This is a genomic window from Actinoplanes sp. NPDC049599 (genome assembly GCF_044465625.1).
Lineage (GTDB): Bacteria > Actinomycetota > Actinomycetes > Mycobacteriales > Micromonosporaceae > Actinoplanes.
Genome location: NZ_JBITLX010000001.1, coordinates 72,656 through 91,965, shown reverse-complemented (window position 1 = coordinate 91,965; position 19,310 = coordinate 72,656). Strand labels below are relative to the sequence as shown.

Below are 19,310 nucleotides of genomic sequence, written 5' to 3'. Positions count from 1 at the left end.
CCTCTTCGCTGGTCACCCCAACCTGCGCCGATGGCCGCGCCGGAGACCAGGGACGAACGTCCCCGCGCCGGGACCGTTGTTCCCGTACCGGGCGGACGAACGAGCACCGGCGAGCGGTCCGCCGGGGCGGGACGATCGTCCGGGGGCAGGGGCCGCGCGCCCCAGGTGGACGCTGGGCCCGCCTGACATCGGGTGAACCGCCGGCGGGCGCCCGGCCGGCGTGTCAGCGGAGGCCCGATATCCCGGTCGCGGCGCAACTGTCCTTCGCCGGCACCGCCGCCGTCGTGCTCGGCCTGTACGACTGCACTCGTCAGTGTGAGGTGTGGGCCGTGACCCCCCGCACCGTAGAGCCGGCGTGGTGACCTGCGGTCTCCGCGCGGAGCACGGCCAGCGCGGCGAGGGTTACCAGAGGATTGCAGCGCCGCAGCCCCGAGGGTCCCCAGTCGGCATAGCTGCCACGACTCACCACGTGATCGGCGGTGACCGTGTTCGGCGCCTCCAGCGGGAAGCCTCCGTCCGGCAGCAACTTGGATTCCAGCAGCCCCAACGCATCGGTGCAGCGCGGGTCACCGAGGCGCCCGAGGTCGGCCATCACCTGCAGCGCGAACAGCACGTCGAAGAACTGGACCGGGTAGTGGATCCGGTCCGGACCCGGCTTGCCGGCCCAGTCGGGCACGATCAGGCTGCCATCGGACCGATGCCACAGCAGGCGCCGCTGCAGCATCAGGTCGGCCACCCGCAGCGCCGCCTCGAGAGCAGGCGCGTAGTCGTGGGCGCGCCCGTATGCCCACAGCCCGCGTGCCGGGATCAGCGACTCCTGGAAGGAAGGAAAGACGGCCTCGGGGCGCCTGTCGCAGTTCCAGCCGCCGTCGGGCCACTGCCAGCCGATCAGCCGGTCCACCGCATCGCGGGTGCGGTCCTCCTCCAGCCCGAGACGCACGGCGTACCAGATCGCGTTGCCGTCCATGGACGCGCAGTGCCGAACCCGGTCCTCCTGACCAGGAAAGACGACCGTCATGGGCGGCTGGAGGAAACGTTTCGAGAACAGCCAGTCGTGCACCTGGCGCACCAGCGGTCGCAGCCGCTCGTCGCCGGCCGGGTAGTCGATCATGGCTAGGCAGGTCAGCGTCCAGTGCGGGCCTTGCCACTTTCGGTATGTATGGTGCTGCGTCTTGGCGTCCTGCTCGAACACCTGCAGCAAGGCCCGGGCGATCGGGGAGCCGGGGATGCGCTCCCGCATCGATCGGGCCTTCGCCGAAAGGGGATCCAGGCCAGCCAGAAGGCTCGACTTGTAGGCCAGGACAGGGTCCTTCGAGGCTGCCAACTGCTCGACCAACAAGTCGGACGCACTGCGCCGTAGTGCTTGGACATCAGGCGCGCCCATGTCTCGGATCGTAGCGCCGAGCCAAGCCGACGGACAAACACCTCCACCCGAAGACTCTCCAGCAGATCTGGCGCGCGACCGCGGTGGAGTGGTGCAGCGCGGCGGCGGCGTGCGGGACCGTCCTGGTCGGGTGGATCAGCCCGCGTGAGCCGATCGGCGTGAACCGAGCGGTAGCGCCACCGACCCCGGTCCCGATGATCACCAGACGACGCGGATCTATGTGGACGTGGCGCAGAGGACGGTATCGGGTTGTCTCAGCATTGATGGAGGGCAACCAAATGGCGCTACCCCGGGGCTCTGAGGCCGCTTTTGCCGGGCCATGAAGAAGGCCCGTGACCTTGGCCTATCGCCTGGTCACGGGCCTTCGCCGCGCTTGGAGCCGCCTGACGGAATCGAACCGTCGACCTACGCATTACGAGTGCGTCGCTCTAGCCGACTGAGCTAAGGCGGCAACGATCGTTGAGTCTACTGCATCGGCCGGCGTGCTCCTGGCCGGGTCCGATCGTGGCGCGCCGGAAGCGGACGCCGGGTGTCATACCCCCGGGCTAGTCTGCCTCTCGTGAGCGATCAACAGCCGCCCCGGCGGCAGCGGCGGCGGTCTGCCGAGGCCGAGCCCTCCGCCGCTCGGCGTCCGGTGAGCATGGATCCGCAGCAGCTCGGTTTCACGCCCCAGCGGCCGGTCGGGTGGCTGGCGCCGTTGCTGCTGCTCAACACCGGTCTGCGCAGCCTGCTGGCGGTTCTCTTCGGTGCCTATCTCGACAAGCGTGAGCTGCAGAACGCGCTCTCCGGCGACTTCTTCCGGCAGCCGGGCACCGACGGGGAGCTGTGGCTCGACTACGTCGCCGACCTGGGTGACGGCTTCCACGCGACCTACTCGGTGGCATACCTGTTGGCCCAGCCGCAGCTCGAGGTCGACGGCCGGGTGCTGCCGCGCGGGCAGGTGCTGCTCATGGGCGGCGACCAGGTCTATCCGGTCGCCAACGGCGACGGCTACGAAAGCCGGATGAAAGGGCCGTACCGCGCGGCCTTGCCGGAGGCGCCGACCGACGGGCCGCGACCCACGCTCTTCGCCCTGCCGGGCAACCATGACTGGTACGACGGACTGACCGCCTTCCTCCGCCTTTTCGCCCGCCGCAAGGACGGGCACATCGGCGGATGGCGCACCCAGCAGCACCGTTCCTACTTCGCCGTGGAGCTGCCCGCCCAGTGGTGGCTGTTCGCGATCGACGAGCAGTTCGGCGCCTACATCGACGACCCGCAGCTGCTCTACTTCGAAAAGGCCGCCCAGCGCCTCGGCCCCGACGATCGGGTCATCCTGATGACACCGTCGCCGACCTGGGTCAAGGCCGCCAAGAAGCCCGAGGCATACGACGCGGTCGACTACTTCATCCGCACCATCCTCGCGCCGACCGGGGCCCACGTCCGGCTGCTCGTCTCCGGCGACCTGCACCACTACGCGCGCTACACCGGCGAGGACCGCGAGCTGATCACGTGCGGTGGCGGCGGCGCCTATCTCCTGGGCACCCACCAGCTGCCGGAGACGCTCACCGTGCCGCCCAAGGAGACACTGACCCGCAACGCCAGCCGCAGCCGGAAGTATGCGCTGGTGTCGCGTTTTCCCAGCGCCGCGCAGTCCCGGCGGATGAGCTGGGGTGTCTTCGGCAAGGTGCCGGTGCGCAACCCCGGCTTCGCGACGATGCTCGGCATCGTCCACACGCTGACCATGCTGGCGATGGCCGGCGCGGGCAGCCAGGGCGGCATCATCCAGCGGCTGTTCAGCATCCCGCTGGTGTTGATGCTGGTGCTGATGCTGGCCGGGGCCGTGCTGTTCGCGCAGCCGCCCAGCCCGAGCTCCGACAAACACGCCCGGCACTGGATCCTCGGCCTGGCCCACGGCTTCGCCCAGATCGGGCTGGCCGCCGGCGGCGCCTGGGCGTGGCTCCATCTGCCGTTCCACGACTGGGCCTGGCCCGGCCCGCTGGCGGTGGCCGCGGTGCTCTACGGGCCGGTGATCGCCTACCTGGCCACCCAGCTGGTGTCGCTCTATCTGCTGATCGCGAGCTTTTTCGACGTCAACGTCAACGAGCTGTTCGCCGGCCAGGGCATCGAAGACGCTAAAAGCTTCCTGCGCCTGCATATCGCCGCGGACGGCACGCTGACCGTGTACCCGATCGGCATCACCAGGATCTGCCGCCAGTGGGTGGCCGACCCGCACGGCGCGCCGGACAGTTCCTGGCTGCGCCCCGAGGAGCCGCTCCCGGCCCACCTGATCGAGCCGCCGGTCGTCGTGGACGGCCCGGCAGATCCGGCAACACCCGCTCCCGACTCACCCGCACGTCCAGCCCCTGCCGGGCAGACGCTCGGGCCTCCCGGCTCGGCGAAGCGCGCGGCCGATCAGTTGTAGCGCTCCTCGTGGTCCTGCCGGGGGCCGCATACCGACGCCCGGCTGCACGAGCAGCGGGAACCATCGGCGTCCATCCGCACCACCACCGCGTCCTTCGGGACGCTGTGGGCCACGACCCGGCCGTCGCCCTCGGGGGTGGTCACGCGGGCACCCACCGACGGGGCCGAAGCCTGAAACTTCTGGTACAGCGGATGCTCATATTTGAGACAGCACATCAGGCGGCCGCAGGCGCCTGAGATGCGCAGGGGGTTCAGCGGAAGGTCCTGGTCCTTTGCCATCCGGATGGTCACCGGTTCGAAGTCCGTCAGGAAGGTCGCGCAGCACAGGTCCCGACCGCAGGAGCCGATGCCGCCCTGGACCCGCGCCGAGTCCCGGGCCGACAACTGCCGCAGCTCCACCCGGCAGTGCAGGGTGGCGCCCAGGTCGCGGACCAGGGAGCGGAAGTCCACCCGGTGCGGCGCGGTGAAGTAGATCGTCGTGCGGGCGCCACCCGCGCCGCCCTGCTCCAGGACGTGATCGACCGCCACGACCTTCATCGGCAGCTCGTGCGCCTTGATCAGCTTCTTGGCCGCGACCTTCGCCTCGGCCTTGCGCTTGCGCAGCAGCTCGTCGCGGCGCAGGTCGCGGTCGTCCGCGAGACCGGCGACCTTGGGGAAACCGTCGGTGTCCTCGCTGACCCACTGCGCTGCCCAGACGCACTCCGCCACCTCGGGCCCGTCGTCGGTCGGCACCAGCACCCGGTCGCCGACCTGGGGCGAGAACTCGCCCGGATCGAGGTAGTAGAGACGGCCGTACCGGTTGAAGCTGACCGCGCACAGCATGCCCATGGAGACACCCTACGGCGACGGACCGGCGGTGCGAAATAGCGCAGAACTACATAGATCCGCGCAACCCCGCGCATCGACTCTCGTTGGGCCATGCCGTAGACACCGCTCGTTGCGGTGATCCTTGGGGGAGGACTTTTTCATGATGCCCGCCGTGCCAGCACGGGTTGATCTTGCGACGCCCGCCGAGCCCGACCAGGCCGTTTCCAGCATCGCCCGGGCCCGGCTGAAGGCCGCCGCGCTCGGGGTGGTCGGGGCCCTGCTCGTGCCGCTGCCCGCGGCCGCCGCGCCGGCTCCCTGCGAACAGGCGCTGAGGTACGCCGCGCAGTCCGGCACCCAGCTCATGCGCATCGGCACCCTGGACCTCGGCCCGGCCGGCCGCACCGGCAAGCCGCTCAAGGACGTCGGCCTGGGCGACGCCAAGTCCGCCCTGGTGGCGCAATCGCCGATCAACGCCGCCGCGCTGGGCCGGGTGCTCGACGGCGCGCCCACGGATCGCAAGGCGCTCACCGAGGTCTTCCAGCAGGCCGCCCCGCCGAGCCACAAGACGCCCGAGCACCGCGTGGACAAGGCGATCGAGGCCGGCCCGTTCCGCGTCGGCAGGAGTGAACTGACCGTGCACGCCCGGTGGGACCCCCGGATGGCCTGCGGGAACGCCGCGGGCGAGGCCACCCGGTCCGAGGCCGAACTGCGCCGGGCCGGGGTGCTCGAGGACGGGGACGGGTCGCTGGTGCGCGTACCGGGAAAGATCTCCGGCCGGAGCACGACGGCGATGGAGCGGCGCGGCCCGGCCGCGCGGGCAGCCGCCGCGGCCTCGATGTCCGGTGGCACGATCGAGGTGCTGGGCGGCGCGGTGAAGATCAAGCTGGTGAAGCCGCCGTCGCTGCTGGCCACGATGTCGGGCACGGACGGGGGCGAGGTCCGGTACGAGCCGGCGGTTGTCGAGGTGTCGGGGGAAGGCTTCGAGACGGCTCGGATGGACACGGCGGGCGACAGCGTCGAGCTGCGGCTGGACGAGGTTGTCGCGGACGACGACGGGGATCGGCGGAGAGCCGGTCAGTCCGGCGCGGGCAAGCCGGGGGCTGCGGAGTCCGGCGCGGGCAAGTCGGAGGCTGCGGAGTCCGGCGCGGGCCGGGGAGGTGTGGGCGGCGGCTCGGTGGCAGTTGGTCCGGTGAATCCCGGTCAGCCAGGTGCGCGGCCGGCCTTCGCCGGTGAGCGAGACGCGGCCGCCAAGGGCACAAGCAACGACATTGCCCGCAAGCCCGAAGAGCCCACCAGCAACCCGGACAAGGACGGCACCGCCGGGTTGTTCGCCGGGCTTCCGCAGATCGGCGCGCTCGAGTCCGCCGGGCCGCTTCCGGTGCCGGTCATTCCCGGCGTTCCGCCGCTGGCCACCGATTCCGGCACCGAGGCCGCGCCGGCCGACGGGCCCGGCACGACCGTCAAGATCTCGCTGGGCGACGTGCGCCAGGCCGTCTCCGGCCACGCCATCGCCGCCAAGGCCACCGCGATGACCATCGTGATCGCCAAGGGTCCGGACCGCCAGGCGTACGCGGACAGCGCCACCAACCGCACCGGCCTCGTCCTGGACCTCGACATGGGACTGCTGGAGGCGGCCGCCGTGGCACCCGAACCCGCAGGCGGCGTTTCCGGCGCGACCGGCGGCGGCGGTGGCGGCCTGCCGATCACCGGCCCGCGGGTGGACGTGCTGGCGTTGACGGGCGTGGCCCTGCTGATCGCCGGCGCGGGTGCGCTCATCTTCGGTCTGCGCGGTCGCCCGCGTCCCTGAGGCGGGCCGGGCCGATACCGCCGCTAAACCGTTCCGACAAGGTCCTTCGTGGTGCAACCTGCTGACCGACGGAGTGATCCCACTACCCCCCGCAGGTGCTGTCCTGTGGCGACGAGCGGCCGGTTCCCGGTGTCAGCCGGCGACAAAGAGCGACAGCAGGCGTTGAGTGTGACGTGAGCCTGCGGGGGGTGCAGGAGACGCGGCGCCGTCCTCGGAACCGGCTATCCGAGGGCGGCGCCCGTCGCTGCGGTGCGGCCGCTGTCCGTCGCCGACCCGGCCCCCACGGTCGACAACCGACCAGAGGAAGGCAACCGGCCCGACGGAAAGCTGTCGGCAAGCTGCCCGAGGAGCAACCGCAGCGCCGGCGTCAGCCGATGGCTGCCAACGGTTCGGCCAGCCCGCGCGACGTATGCAGCAGGTCAGCACCCACCTCATAGCTGTCCCCGACCGCCTGCAGCACCTGCGCCGCGACCTCCGCCGCCGCCTCCTGCCCGCGGCCCGCCGCAACGTCCACCTCGGTCTCCGCCAACGTCACCGCCTCGCTCGACGTGAGCACCTCCGCCAGCGTCCCGGCCACCGCGTCCCGCGTGGATCGCATCCAGGTGACCAGCTCGTCCGCCAGGTCCGCGGTCGCTCGCAGCCGATCGTCCAGGCTTTCCGGACCGCCGCTCAGCTGTGCCGCCGCCCGTTGCCGCGCTGCGTCGTAGGCCTCCGCCGCCGACCCGCTCCACTCCCCCGGCGCCGGCAGTGACGCCGCGAGCACCGCATACGCCCCTGCGTCCGCCCGCAGCTCGGGCCCCGCTTCGGTCAACTCCTCCGGGCGCAGCGCCGCCACCGCCCGCGCGGCGTCTCCCGGCAGCAGGCGGACCCGGCGCAGTTCGGTCCACACGCGGTGGTCCGGTGGCGCGCCCGTCGCCGCCAGGATGTCGTCGACCCGGCGGAGCAGCGGCCCGGCCGTGTTCATGAGGCGGTCCAGCCGGTCCATCACATTCCCCGGCGGATGCGGCGGTCGACCTCGGTGTCCGTCTCGGTGTAGGCCTTGGCGGCCAGCCGTACGTCGGCAGCCAGCGTGCTCAGGTGCGCCGCCGCGGCAGTCGCCTCGTGGGAGCGGGCAGCCAGCACCGCGAGCCAGCGGTTGTGCAGCTCTCGGCCCAGCCGGCCCGGAATTCCCTCGTCCTGCGCGCCGAAGGCTCCCGGGGAGGACGCGTGGGCGGCCAGCGAGTGGTCCACTGTGGTCAGCGCGTCCGCGGTGGATTCCAGGCGTTCGGCCAGCTTGTCCATGTCAGCGGTCTCCCAGCGATCGGAACGCCCCGAACACCTCGTCGTGCAGCTTTTCCCGGGCCCAGCGGGCCGCGTCGGTCGCGGTGGTCACCACTGCCTGCACCTCCCGGGCCAGGTCGGCCGCCGTGCGGTGCTGGAGGCTGCCGCGGATGCGCACGTCGGTGATGTCGCCCGCCGCGGTGACCAGCACCTCGATCGAGTTGTCCGGCGAGTGCACCGACACCACGTGGCCCGCGACCGCCTTCTCGAACTCGGCCCGCAACGCGTCGAGGCGGCGGTAGCGTTCGATCGCCTCGTCGATCCATGCCTCGTCGATCTCGCGGGGCATCCACAGGCTCCTTACCGGGAGTACCACCATGGTTGCGTTACGACACCGGCACCGTACCTGTTCCGGCGAACCTCGCGCAGCCCTCGTCGCGCCCCCTGTGGATTACCCGCGCCAGAGGTTGAGCATCATCGCCTCGACGGCGATCCTCGGCTTCACGTTCTGCTCGATGGCGTCGCGGCAGGCCAGGACCGCTTCCAGGCGGCGCAGCGTGCTCTCCGGGGTCCACTTCCCGGCCGCCGCGGCCGACTGCTGGGCGGCGTCGGTGTGCACGACCGCGACCGGCGCCCGCAGGTTCGTGACCAGCACGTCGCGGTAGAAGCCGGCGAGATCCACCAGGGCGCGGTCCAGGGCGTCGCGCTGCGAGCGGGTCGAGCGGGACTTCTGCCGCTTCTCCAGCTCCTTGATCTGGCCGGCGGCGCCGCGCATCGCGCCTGCCGCGCCCCGGCCCGTACCGCCGGCGCCCAGCGCCTGTTCCAGCGCCGCGCGTTCCGTACTGTCGTTTTCCGCGAACGCGGTCGCCGACTCCGCCTCGGCGGCCTCGATCAGCGCGGAGGCCGCGTCGAAGCAGGCGCCGACGCTGGACAGCCGGCGCGGCACGGCGAGCACGGCCTCGCGGCGGCTGCGGGCCTCGGGGTCGTTGGCGAGCCGCTTGGCCCGCCCGACGTGGCCCTGAGCGGCCGCCGCGGCCCAGGCCGCGACGTCCGGCGCGACGCCGTCGCGGCGGACCAGGACCTCGGCCACGGCCTCGGCGGGCGGCTGCCGCAGCGCGACAACCCGGCAGCGCGAGCGGATGGTCACCGAGATGTCGTCCGGGTGCGTCGACGGGGTGCAGAGCAGAAACACGGTACGCGGGGGAGGCTCCTCGATGGCCTTGAGCAGCGCGTTCCCGGCTGCCTCGGTGAGCCGGTCGGCGTCGGAGATCACCACCGCCTGCCACCGCCCGCCGGACGGGGCGGTGCCGGCGCGCAGCACCAGCGCCCGCATCTCGTTGACGCCGATGGAGAGTCCCTCGGGCACCACGAACCGCACGTCGGCATGGGTGCCGCCGAGCACGGTGTGGCAGCCGTGACACTCGCCGCAGCCGGAGCCCGCACGCTCGCACTGCAGGGCGGCCGCCAGCGCGCGGGCGGCAACCGAGCGACCCGACCCGGGCGGACCGGTGAAGATCCAGGCGTGGGTCATCGCGCCGTTCCCGACGTCGGCGCCACCGGTCACGATCCGGGCGGCGGCCGCGGCGGCCCGGCGCAGCGTCTCGACGGCCTCGTCCTGCCCGACCAGGTCGGCGAACACACTCATGGCGTCGATTCTCGCTCGCCCGGGGGCGGCTGCCCAGCCGATGGCTTGTCGTCGGCGGCGGCACGCGCCCGGTTCCCGGTCAGCTCGTCGAGCACCTCGATCGGCGTCTCATCGTCACCGTCGGCGCCGGGCGCGGGGTCGGCGACCGGCTCTTCGCCGGGCTCGGGCTCCGGCGATGCTGTGGTCGCATCCGCCGAGGCCGGGACGATCATGGTCGTGTTCGAGTCATCGGCCGGCCGGACCACCATCGTCTCGCTCGGATCGTCGGCTGCTCGAACCGCCATGGTCGCGTTGGGATCATCTGCCGCCCGAACTGCCATGGTCGCGTTGGGATCATCTGCCGCCCGAACCACCACCGTCGCGCCGGCGTCATCCGCAGGCCGCACCACCATCGTGGCGTTCGGATCATCAGCCGCCCGGACCACCGTGGTCGCGTTCGGATCGTCACTGGCCGGCCGCACGACCATCGTCGCGTGCGGATCATCACCAGCCGGCCGGACCACCATCGTCGCGTTCGGGTCGTCCGGTCGGGGCAGGTGCATTGTCGTGTGCGAGGGGATCACCGTGGTGTCCGCCAGGTCCGGCGCGTTCAGGTCCGGTCCCGGTGGCACCGCCGTCGACGCCGGCTCCGGGTGGCTTTCCTCCCCCGAGCTGAGCATCGTGTTGATCCGGGTCGCGATCGCGTTGGCGATCTCATCGGCCGGCCGCGACGCGTCCAGCACCAGGTAGCGCTTCGGGTCGGCCGAGGCCAGGTCGAGGAAGGCGTACCGGACGCGGTCGTGGAACGCGCGGGATTCGCCCTCCAGCCGGTCCGCGCCCAGGCCGCGGCTGTCCACCCGGCCCAGGCCCACGGCCGGGTCGACGTCGAGCAGCACCACCAGGTCCGGCTTGAGGCCGCCGGTCGCCCAGGACGACAGCCAGGAGATCTCCTGGACCGGCAGGGTGCGGCCGGCGCCCTGGTACGCCAGCGACGAGTCCACGTACCGGTCGCTGATCACCATCGCGCCGCGGGCCAGGGCCGGGCGGACGACGGTGGCCACGTGGTGGGCCCGGTCGGCGGCGTAGAGCAGGGCCTCGGCGCGTGGTGACGGTGCGTCCGCGCCTTCGCCGGTGGACAGCACCAGGCTGCGGATCCGCGCGCCCATGTCCGTCGCGCCCGGCTCGCGGGTCACCACGACGTCGTGGCCGGCCGTGCTCACCGCCTCGGCCAGCCGGGTGACCTGGGTCGACTTGCCGGCGCCCTCGCCGCCCTCGAAGACCACGAAGATGCCGTGGCGGGTGAAGTCCTCGCCCGGTGACAGCGGCCGGCCGCGGATCGAGCTCCACAGGTCGGCCAGGACCGGTACGCCGTGCTTGTCGTCCATCTGGCGGAACGCGCTGATTCCGGTCCAGACGCCGATCACGCCGGCGACCAGCAGCAGGATGCGGGTGGAGGAGATGTCGACGGACACGCTGCCGGCCGAGATCGTGCGGGAGCTGCCCAGGCCGACCAGCACGCCGGCCAGCGAGATGGCCAGCAGCAGCACGAGCCGGGCGCCGATCTGCACCACCGCGAAGACCCGGCCGCGGACCTCGTCGTTGACCTGGCCGCCGAGCAGGGTGACTCCGGCCAGGAACGCCATGCCGGCGCCCGCGCCGACGAACAGCGCGCCGAACAGCGCCATCGACAGGTGGAACGCCACCGACAGGAAGCCGACCGCGCCGCTGGCGAGCACGATGCTCATGCCGAACCAGCGGCGCCGGGACAGCTCCTTGACGATCATCGGGCCCAGCCCGATGCCCGCCGCCAGCCCGATGAACAGGGTGGCGAAGAGCAGGTAGAACGCGGCGTCACCGGCGCCGAGCGAGGCGGTGAAGAAGCGGGCGGTGCCGATGACGATGCCGGCGCCGGCGAACGCGCCGAAGATGCCCAGCACCAGGCCGCGGACGAACGGGGTGCCGCCGATGTACTTCCAGCCCTCGGTGAACTGCCGGAACATCGAGGTCTCGGCGTTCTTCTCCTTGCGTTCCCGATGGCCCTCGCTGATCTCCTTGATGCCGAAGAACACCACTGCCGCGGTGGCGGCCCGGGAGAACGCGTTGATCCAGAGCGCGATCTGCACCGGCTCGGCCCAGTCGGGCAGCCCGCCGATCGGGCCGCGGACCACGCCGTCGAGCGCGGCCAGCGCCAGCGCCGCGAGGATCGGGGTGATGCCGTACGTGGTGATCAGCGTCAGCTGGTTGGAGACCTCGAGCCGGGCCTTGGGGATCAGGTTGGGTACCGCGGCCTCCTTGGCCGGGATCCACAGCAGGGTGACCGTCTCGCCGATGAAGGTGGCGATGACCGCCCACGTGACGATCAGCCCGCCGGAGTCGCTGAGCAGGGCGACGACCGGGATCGAGCCGTACACGAAGAAGCGCAGGATGTCGCAGATGACCATGGTGTAGCGCCGGTCGAACCGGTCCGCCATCACGCCGGCGATCGGGCCCAGCAGCAGGGCCGGCAGCAGCCGGATCGCGATCGTGCTGCTGAACGCGCTGCCCTGCGCCACGCTGCCGGTGACCTGCTGGGAGGCGAACAGCGCGGTGGCCAGCGTGCCGATCCAGTCGCCGAACGAGGCCACGCTGAGCACCAGCCAGAGCCGCCGGAACGGGCGGATCCGCAGCACGGAACGCAGCGCCGCGGCACCGGAGAGGTCTACCGGGCCGGCGTCCTTGCGGGCCGAGCTCGTTTCGGTGTTGATGGCCCTACCTCCCCGTGGTCACTGCTCGAAGCACTCTAACGGGCGTACCCAGCTCATCGTGGTTGCGCCCGTTCGGGTGGCGCATTCATGAAGGTGTTTCGCATACGGCCGCGAGCCGATAAGTTGCTGGCGTGATCGTCGAACGCACCGCCCTGCAGCAACGACTGGACCGCGCGACCAGCGGGTTGGAGACCCCGGTCGCCGTGGTGGATCTGGCCGCCTTCGACGCCAACGCCGGCGCGTTGTCGATCCGCTCGGCCGGCAAACCCATCCGGGTCGCCAGCAAGTCGGTCCGGGTCCGGGCCCTGCTCGAACGGGTGCTCGCCCGGCCCGGCTGGTCCGGCGTGATGGCGTACACCTTGCCGGAGGCGATCTGGCTGGTCCGCAGCGGTGTCACGGATGACGTGCTGGTCGCGTACCCCACGGTTGACCGGACCGCGATCGCCGAGCTCGCCGCGGATCCGCAGCTGGCCGCCGCGATCGCGATCATGGCCGACAGCCCCGCCCACCTGGACCTGATCGACGCCGTCGCGGCGCCCGGGCGGCGCCCGGACGTGCGCGTCTGCCTGGAGCTCGACGCTTCCTGGCGGCCCGCCGGGCCGCTGCACATCGGCGTGCGGCGCTCCCCCGTGCACTCCGCCGCCCAGGCCGGCGCGCTCGCCGCCCGGCTGGTCAAACGGCAGGGCTTCAAGCTGGTCGGGATGATGGCCTACGAGGCGCAGATCGCCGGGCTCGGCGACGCACCGCCCGGGCAGGCGCTGCGGGCCCGGGCGATCCGGATGATGCAGCGCCGGTCGCTGCCGGAGCTGCTGCGCCGCCGGATGGCCGCGGTCCGGGCGGTCCGCGAGCACGTCGACCTGGAGTTCGTGAACGGCGGCGGCACCGGCAGCATGGCCGCGACCGCCGCCGACCCTTCGGTCACCGAGATCGCCGCCGGTTCCGGGCTGTTCGGCCCCACCCTGTTCGACGGTTACCGCAGCTGGCGGCCCACCCCGGCGGCGTTCTTCGCGCTCACCGTGGTCCGCCGCCCGGCGCCGGGCATCGCGACCGTGCTCGGCGGCGGCTGGATCGCCTCCGGGCCGACCGGTCCGTCCCGCCAGCCCACCCCGTGGCTGCCGGAGGGGCTGAGCTTCCTGCGGGACGAGGGCGCCGGCGAGGTGCAGACGCCACTGACCGGGCCGGCGGCCGCGGGCCTGCGGCCGGGCGACCGGGTGTGGTTCCGCCACGCCAAGGCCGGCGAGCTGTGTGAGCACGTCAACGGGGTGCACCTCGTTGACGGCGACACCGCGGCGCCGACCCCGACGTACCGGGGAGAGGGGTATGCGTTCCTCGGTTAGCTCACGCGGCGCCGGCCCGGCATGCCCTTCCGGCCCTCACCGTCGCGGCCGTTTCTCGCTCACGGCAGCATCGGTTCGGCGCAGGCGGTCATGCCGGGACGTGGCGGTGCAGATATTCCCGGATCAGCGCCTTGGCCTCGGTCAGCACGGCCTCGTCACCGGTCACGTCCCGCCGGAACGCCAGCTTGATCAGCGCGTCCGCCGCCTCCACCGCGATGAGCAGGGCGAAGCGCAGCCGCGCCCGGTCCATCAGCTGGAACTGCTCCACCAGCAGCTCGGCCAGCCGGTCGGCGATGACCGCGTTGTTGTCGCGTTCGGCGTCGAGCAGGTGCAGGTCCACCACGTCGCCGAAGTGCAGCGTCCGGAAGCCCGGCACGCTGCGGTGCATGTGAATGTAGGCGTCTATCGCCGCGTCCACGCCGTCCCACCAGTGGGCGAACGTCTCGTTGGCGAAGCGTGCCGACAGAGACTGCAGGTACGCGTCCATGTTGCGCATGGCAAGGGCCTGAACGATGGCCCGTTTGTCGGGGAAGAACTGGTAGACCGAGCCGATGGCGACCTCGGCCCGCTCAGCGAGCAGGGTCGTGGTCAGGCCCTCGTACCCGACCTCGTCCACCAGCTCCGCGCAGGCGTCGAGCATGCGCTGGACCCGGGCAACGCTTCTGCCCTGCACCGGAACCCGCCGCAGCGGTCCGGTGGTGACGGTTGGTGTCGACACGCGTCGCCACTCCCTCTCAGCAGTGATAATCGGAACGTTACTCGGATCAACGAGCGAGACGCATCGACGGGACGCCGGGGACACGCGGCATTCCCGGTTTTGTGCGACTGTCCGCTCGTCGGGAGGACAAAGCCGGAATGACTATGTCTCTGCACTGGCGCAACTGGGGTGGCAACCAGCAGTCCATTGCCACCGAGGTGCTGACCCCTGGCACTGTCGACGAGGTGGCTGCCCTCGTCAAGGAGGCGTCCGCCACCGGACACAAAGTGAAGGCGGTGGGCAGCGGGCACTCGTTCACCGACATCGCGGTCGCCGACGACCGCCGGCTGCTGCTGCACCGGCTGGGCGAGCTGGTCGCGGTCGACGGCGAACTGGTCACCGTGCAGGCCGGCATGCCGCTGCACCGGCTCAACCGGGTCCTGGCCGAACACGGCCTGGCGATGCCCAATCTGGGCGACATCGACCAGCAGACGGTGGCGGGCGCGATCTCCACCGGTACGCACGGCAGCGGCCAGGCATACTCCACGCTGGCCTCCTGCGTCGAGGCGGTCACCCTGGTCACGGGTACGGGGGCGGTGCAGCGCATCGACGCGAGCTCACCGCTGTTCCCGGCGGCCCGGCTCGGCATCGGCGCCCTGGGTGTGCTGGTGGAGGTGACCCTGCGCTGCGTACCGGCGTTCGTGCTGCTGGCCGACGAACGGCCGTTGCCGCTGGCCGAGGTGCTCGCCGGCCTCGACGAGGGGATCGCCGAGAACGATCACCTGGAGTTCTACTGGTACCCGTACACCGACCGGGCCCAGCTCAAGCGGAACAACAAGGTGCCGGTGTCGGACCGGCCGCTGTCGGCGTTCCGCGGCTGGCTGGACGACGAGCTGCTGGCCAACACGGTCTACCAGGGCGCCTGCCGGCTGGGCCGGGCGATCCCGGCGACCGTGCCGGCGATCAGCGCGGTGGCCGCACGGGCGCTGACGGCGAGGACCTACACGGACCGCTCGGACCGGGTCTTCTGCACGCCCCGCCGGGTGCATTTCACCGAGATGGAGTACGAGATCCCCCGGGAATGTCTGGGCGAGGCGCTGTCGGCGCTGCCCCGGATCATCGACGGGTTGCCGTTCAAGGTGCAGTTCCCGGTCGAGGTCCGGTTCACCGGGCCGGACGACGTGTGGTTGTCGCACGGGTACGGGCGGGACTCGGCGTACATCGCGGTGCACCAGTTTGCCGGGAGCCCGTACGAGCCGTACTTCCGGGCGTTCGAGGCGGTGTGCGCGCCGTTGGGCGGGCGCCCGCACTGGGGCAAAATGCACTATCGCGACGCGGAATCACTGCGGGCGGCGTACCCGAAATTTGACGACTTCCGCGCGGTCCGCGACCAGCTCGACCCGGCCCGGGTCTTCACCAACGCCTACCTGGACCGTGTCCTGGGCTAGTTATCCACAGCCCCATCCACAGGCCCGCCGCCTCCGCCACCCTGGTCCCGTGGACTCGGTAATCTCCATGGCGCAGGCCCTCACGCAGTTGTCCCGGAAGGCCGTGCGCCACCGCGTCGCGTCCGGGCGCTGGCAGCAGCCGCACCGGTCGGTCCTGGTCACCCACAGCGGGCCGATCTCCACTGGAGAGCACCGGTGGATCGCGGTGCTGGCCGCCGGAGAGGGCGCGGCCCTCGCCGGCGTCAGCGCGGCCGAGGTCGGTGGACTGCGCGGCTACGAGGACAAGAACATCCATGTCCTCGTGCCGGACGGCCGCCGGCCCGTGAGACTCCCACCGGCCGTCGTCGTGCACCGCACGACACACCCGGACGTTGCCATCGGAAGGCCACCACGAACGAGAATGGCACGGTCGGTTGTCGACGCGGCCTCATGGGCGCGAACGGACGATCACGCACGGGCCGTCGTAGCGGCAGCGTTCCAGCAGCGGCTGGTAGCTCTCCGAGGCGTGGAGACCGTGCTGCGCCGGCTCACCCGGGTGCCCCGCCGCCAGCTGATCCTGAACACAGCACGCGACGCCACCGGTGGCGCGCACTCGCTCGCGGAGATCGATCTGGGCCGGCTGTGCCACGTCAACGACCTGCCCCAGCCGGCCCGCCAGGTCGTCCGACGTGACGCGACCGGCCGCCGCCGCTACCTTGATGCCTACTACGAGGACTGGCGTGTGCACATCGAGATCGACGGCAGCCAGCACCTTGATCCCCGGCACGCCTGGGCCGACATGCAGCGCCAGAACGACTTGTGGATCACCGGTGACCGGGTGTTGCGCTTCCCCGCGTGGGCGCTCCGCCACTCGCCCACTGCCGTCGCAGCCCAGCTTCGCGCCGCCCTCATCGCTGCCGGCTGGCGCCCGCCCCAGAAGATCTTGGTAATCGGTGGCCCCCAGAGGGGCCACCGATTACCAAGATCTACTCGGCGTTGACTGTGGCGCGCGTAGGGGCGGTTTTTTTGGCGGCGGGGGAGGCGTTGGTGGCGCGTTTGGCGGGGGTTGCTTTTTTGGCGGCGGCCACCTTTTTGGCGGGCGCCTTCTTGACTGGGGTCGCGTCCACCGCAGCGGCCTTCTTGGCTGGGGCCTTCTTGGCCGGCGCCTTCTTGGCGGCAGCCTTCTTCTTGGGTGCCGGCCCCTTCGCCCGCTTCTCGGCCAGCATCTCCGAAGCCTGCTGAACCGTCAGCTCCTCCGGCGTCTGCCCCCGCCGCAGCGATGCGTTGAACTCCCCATCGGTCACGTACGGGCCGAAGCGGCCTTCCTTGATCACCATCGGCTTCTCGGTCGCCGGGTCGTTGCCCATCTCGCGCAGCGGCGGCGCGGCGGCCCGGCGCTGGCGGGCCTTCGGCGCCGAGAGCAGCGCGAGCGCCTCCTCCAGCGTGACGGTGAACAGCTTGTCCTCGCTCTCCAGCGAGCGGAAGTCGTCACCGCGCTTCACGTACGGGCCGTAGCGACCGTTGGCCGCCAGAATCTCCACGCCCGCCTCGTCCTTGCCGACCGTGCGGGGCAGTTCCAGCAGCTTGAGCGCCTGCTCGAGGGTCAGCGTGTCCGGCGTCTGCGACTTGAACAGCGAGGACTTGCGCTCGCCGCTCTGCACGTACGGGCCGTAGCGGCCGGACTTGAGCGACACCGACTCGCCGGTGACCGGGTCGTCGCCGAGGCTGCGCTCGCCGCCGCCGCCCAGGTAGAGCTCGGTGACCTTCTCGACGGTCAGCTCGTCCGGCGCGACACCCTCGGGGATGGACACCCGGTCCTCGGGCGCCTCCTCGGTGACCTCCGGCAACGCCCGCTGCAGGTACGGACCGTAGCGGCCGACCCGGACCACCACGTTGCGGCCCTGGTCGTCGGTGAACAGCGGGATCGAGTTGACCGCGCGGGCGTCGATCTCGCTGAGGTTCTCGGTGACCATCTTCTTCAGGCCGCCGGCCTTGGCGATCGAGTCGTCCGCGCCGACATCGCTGCCGAAGTAGAAGGAGGTGAGGAAGTCCAGCGACGCGTGGTCGCCGCCGGCGATGTCGTCGAGCTGGGTCTCCATCGCGGCGGTGAAGTTGTAGTCGACCAGCCGCGGGTAGTGCCCCTCGAGCAGGCCGACGACCGCGAACGCGATGAACGACGGGATCAGCGCCTGGCCGCGCTTCTCCACGTACCCCCGGTCCTGGATCGTCCGCATGATCGACTCGTACGTGGACGGGCGGCCGATGCCCAGCTCTTCCAGGGCCTTGACCAGCGACGCCTCGGTGTAACGGGCGGGCGGCGAGGTGTGGTGGCCGACCGCGTTGAGCTCCTCGGCCGTCAGCGGCTGGTCCTTGCTCAGGTTCGGCAGGCGGCGCTCGGCGTCCTCGGCCTCGGCGTTCTCGTCGTCGGACGACTCCACGTAGGCGCGCAGGAAGCCCGGGTCGGTGATGGTCTTGCCGCTGGCGCCGAAGTCGACCTCTTCGCCGGCGGTGGAGATGGCCCGGATCCGCACCGAGATCGAGTTACCGACCGCGTCGGTCATCTGCGAGGCGACGGTGCGGCGCCAGATCAGCTCGTACAGCTTGAACTCGTCGGTGGAGAGCTCCTTGGCGACCTCGCCGGGCGTCCGGAAGTTGTCCCCGGCCGGGCGGATCGCCTCGTGCGCCTCCTGCGCGTTCTTGACCTTGCCGGTGTAGCGGCGCGGCTGCGGCGGCACGTTGTTCGCGCCGTACAGCTCGGCGATCTGGCGACGGGCCGCGCTGATCGCGGTCTCGGAGAGGTTCACCGAGTCCGTACGCATGTAGGTGATGTAGCCGTTCTCGTACAGCCGCTGGGCCGTGCGCATGGTCTGCGACGAGGAGAACCGCATCTTGCGGGCGGCCTCCTGCTGCAACGTCGAGGTGATGAACGGCGCGTACGGCTTGCGCCGGTACGGCTTCTCCTCGACCCGGGTGACCGTGAACGGGCGGTCCTCCAGACGCGCCGCGAGCCCGCGGGCCCCGTCGCCGTCCAGGTGGACCACGCCGGCACCGGGCTTGACCTTGCCGGTGGTCGGCTCGAAGTCGCGGCCGGTGGCGATCCGGTCGCCGTCCAGCGCGATCAGGGTGGCGCTGAACGAGCGGGTGCCCTCAGCCTTGCCCTGCACCGCCAGCTGGGCGTTGATGTCCCAGTACTCCGCCGAACGGAACGCCATGCGCTGCCGTTCGCGCTCGACCACGATGCGCGTCGCCACGGACTGGACGCGCCCGGCGGACAGGCGGGGCATCACCTTCTTCCACAGGACCGGGCTGACCTCGTACCCGTAGAGCCGGTCGAGGATGCGCCGGGCCTCCTGCGCGTCGACCAGGTCCTGGTCGATCTCGCGCGGGTTGGCGACCGCGGCCTGGATGGCCGCCTTGGTGATCTCGTGGAAGACCATCCGCTTGATCGGGACCTTGGGCTTGATCGTCTCGACCAGGTGCCAGGCGATGGCCTCGCCCTCGCGGTCCTCATCGGTGGCGAGCAGGATCTCGTCGACCTCTTTCGCCAGCTTGGTCAGCTTGGCGATCTGCTGCTTGCGGTCGGCGGAGACCACGTAGAGCGCTTGGAAGCCGTTGTCGACGTCGACGCCGAGCCGCGCCCACGGCTCACCCTTGTACTTGGCGGGCACGTCGGCGGCGTTCTTCGGCAGGTCCCGGACGTGGCCGAAGGAGGCCTCGACGAAATAGTCGGGCCCCAGGTAGCCGGCGATCGTCTTGGCCTTCGACGGGGACTCGACGATGACCAGACGGGTCGTCCTGGCTTTCTCCGGCACGGCACTCC

Annotated in this window: 14 protein-coding genes and 1 tRNA gene; 5 read left to right on the top strand and 10 right to left on the bottom strand. The window is 71.4% G+C overall.

Translation table 11 applies throughout. The annotated features are described in order from the left end of the window. Positions 1–310 precede the first annotated feature (310 nt). Positions 311–1,384 carry a hypothetical protein gene (locus ACIBQZ_RS00400; protein ID WP_396086271.1) on the bottom strand — a complete coding sequence of 358 codons (1,074 nt, stop codon included), beginning with the start codon at positions 1,382–1,384 and terminating at the stop codon, positions 311–313. 374 nt (positions 1,385–1,758) lie between these two features. Further along, positions 1,759–1,835, bottom strand: a tRNA-Thr gene (locus ACIBQZ_RS00395). Positions 1,836–2,024: 189 nt separating this feature from the next. Here ACIBQZ_RS00395 and ACIBQZ_RS00390 point away from each other — a divergent pair. Next, positions 2,025–3,788: a metallophosphoesterase gene (locus ACIBQZ_RS00390; protein ID WP_396086784.1), complete on the top strand. Its 1,764-nt coding sequence runs from the start codon at positions 2,025–2,027 to the stop codon at positions 3,786–3,788. On the opposite strand, the gene ACIBQZ_RS00385 is transcribed toward ACIBQZ_RS00390, so the two are convergent. Beyond that, entirely contained in the window at positions 3,779–4,615 is an 837-nt protein-coding gene (locus ACIBQZ_RS00385; protein WP_396086270.1) for a stage 0 sporulation family protein, read from the bottom strand. The genes ACIBQZ_RS00390 and ACIBQZ_RS00385 overlap by 10 nt on opposite strands. Before the next feature lie 151 nt (positions 4,616–4,766). Here ACIBQZ_RS00385 and ACIBQZ_RS00380 point away from each other — a divergent pair, with 151 nt between their 5' ends. After that, positions 4,767–6,401 (top strand): hypothetical protein, encoded by a 1,635-nt coding sequence (locus tag ACIBQZ_RS00380; RefSeq protein ID WP_396086269.1) that lies wholly within the window; start codon positions 4,767–4,769, stop codon positions 6,399–6,401. 367 nt (positions 6,402–6,768) lie between these two features. On the opposite strand, the gene ACIBQZ_RS00375 is transcribed toward ACIBQZ_RS00380, so the two are convergent. The 5 genes from ACIBQZ_RS00375 to tmk form a co-directional block, all read right to left on the bottom strand. After that, the gene (locus tag ACIBQZ_RS00375) at positions 6,769–7,386 is read right to left on the bottom strand and encodes a hypothetical protein (protein ID WP_396086268.1); all 618 of its coding nucleotides are present in this window, start codon (positions 7,384–7,386) and stop codon (positions 6,769–6,771) included. Beyond that, entirely contained in the window at positions 7,386–7,682 is a 297-nt protein-coding gene (locus ACIBQZ_RS00370; RefSeq protein ID WP_396086267.1) for a hypothetical protein, read from the bottom strand. Before ACIBQZ_RS00370 ends, ACIBQZ_RS00375 begins: the two co-directional genes overlap by 1 nt. A gap of 1 nt (position 7,683) precedes the next feature. Further along, complete coding sequence (locus ACIBQZ_RS00365; RefSeq protein ID WP_396086266.1) at positions 7,684–8,010, bottom strand: YbaB/EbfC family DNA-binding protein; 327 nt, start codon at positions 8,008–8,010, stop codon at positions 7,684–7,686. A gap of 102 nt (positions 8,011–8,112) precedes the next feature. Next, a complete protein-coding gene (locus tag ACIBQZ_RS00360; protein WP_396086265.1) occupies positions 8,113–9,306 on the bottom strand; it encodes a DNA polymerase III subunit delta' in 1,194 nt (397 codons plus the stop codon). Then, a complete protein-coding gene (gene tmk, locus ACIBQZ_RS00355; protein ID WP_396086264.1) occupies positions 9,303–11,954 on the bottom strand; it encodes a dTMP kinase in 2,652 nt (883 codons plus the stop codon). The genes ACIBQZ_RS00360 and tmk overlap by 4 nt, the downstream gene beginning before the upstream one ends. Before the next feature lie 206 nt (positions 11,955–12,160). On the opposite strand from tmk, the gene ACIBQZ_RS00350 reads away from it, so the two are divergent. Continuing rightward, positions 12,161–13,366: an amino acid deaminase/aldolase gene (locus tag ACIBQZ_RS00350; RefSeq protein WP_396086263.1), complete on the top strand. Its 1,206-nt coding sequence runs from the start codon at positions 12,161–12,163 to the stop codon at positions 13,364–13,366. Positions 13,367–13,454: 88 nt separating this feature from the next. On the opposite strand, the gene ACIBQZ_RS00345 is transcribed toward ACIBQZ_RS00350, so the two are convergent. Then, complete coding sequence (locus ACIBQZ_RS00345; protein ID WP_396086262.1) at positions 13,455–14,084, bottom strand: TetR/AcrR family transcriptional regulator; 630 nt, start codon at positions 14,082–14,084, stop codon at positions 13,455–13,457. Between the two features lie 137 nt (positions 14,085–14,221). Here ACIBQZ_RS00345 and ACIBQZ_RS00340 point away from each other — a divergent pair, with 137 nt between their 5' ends. Both ACIBQZ_RS00340 and ACIBQZ_RS00335 read left to right on the top strand, forming a co-directional pair. Beyond that, the gene (locus tag ACIBQZ_RS00340) at positions 14,222–15,511 is read left to right on the top strand and encodes a D-arabinono-1,4-lactone oxidase (RefSeq protein ID WP_396086261.1); all 1,290 of its coding nucleotides are present in this window, start codon (positions 14,222–14,224) and stop codon (positions 15,509–15,511) included. A 49-nt stretch (positions 15,512–15,560) separates the two neighbouring features. Next, positions 15,561–16,490 (top strand): DUF559 domain-containing protein, encoded by a 930-nt coding sequence (locus tag ACIBQZ_RS00335; RefSeq protein WP_396086260.1) that lies wholly within the window; start codon positions 15,561–15,563, stop codon positions 16,488–16,490. Here ACIBQZ_RS00335 and topA read toward each other — a convergent pair. After that, the gene (topA, locus tag ACIBQZ_RS00330; protein ID WP_396086259.1) at positions 16,477–19,302 is read right to left on the bottom strand and encodes a type I DNA topoisomerase; all 2,826 of its coding nucleotides are present in this window, start codon (positions 19,300–19,302) and stop codon (positions 16,477–16,479) included. The two genes, ACIBQZ_RS00335 and topA, sit on opposite strands and share 14 nt — an antisense overlap. Between the last annotated feature and the right edge of the window lie 8 nt (positions 19,303–19,310).

What these genes read in the sequence shown, in the direction of transcription:
- ACIBQZ_RS00400 (WP_396086271.1), bottom strand. Translation starts at nt 1,384, where the DNA reads ATGGGCGCGCCTGATGTCCAAGCACTACGGCGCAGTGCGTCCGACTTG.
- ACIBQZ_RS00390 (WP_396086784.1), top strand. Translation starts at nt 2,025, where the DNA reads ATGGATCCGCAGCAGCTCGGTTTCACGCCCCAGCGGCCGGTCGGGTGG.
- ACIBQZ_RS00385 (WP_396086270.1), bottom strand. Translation starts at nt 4,615, where the DNA reads ATGGGCATGCTGTGCGCGGTCAGCTTCAACCGGTACGGCCGTCTCTAC.
- ACIBQZ_RS00375 (WP_396086268.1), bottom strand. Translation starts at nt 7,386, where the DNA reads ATGGACCGGCTGGACCGCCTCATGAACACGGCCGGGCCGCTGCTCCGC.
- ACIBQZ_RS00370 (WP_396086267.1), bottom strand. Translation starts at nt 7,682, where the DNA reads ATGGACAAGCTGGCCGAACGCCTGGAATCCACCGCGGACGCGCTGACC.
- ACIBQZ_RS00365 (WP_396086266.1), bottom strand. Translation starts at nt 8,010, where the DNA reads ATGCCCCGCGAGATCGACGAGGCATGGATCGACGAGGCGATCGAACGC.
- ACIBQZ_RS00360 (WP_396086265.1), bottom strand. Translation starts at nt 9,306, where the DNA reads ATGAGTGTGTTCGCCGACCTGGTCGGGCAGGACGAGGCCGTCGAGACG.
- ACIBQZ_RS00340 (WP_396086261.1), top strand. Translation starts at nt 14,222, where the DNA reads ATGACTATGTCTCTGCACTGGCGCAACTGGGGTGGCAACCAGCAGTCC.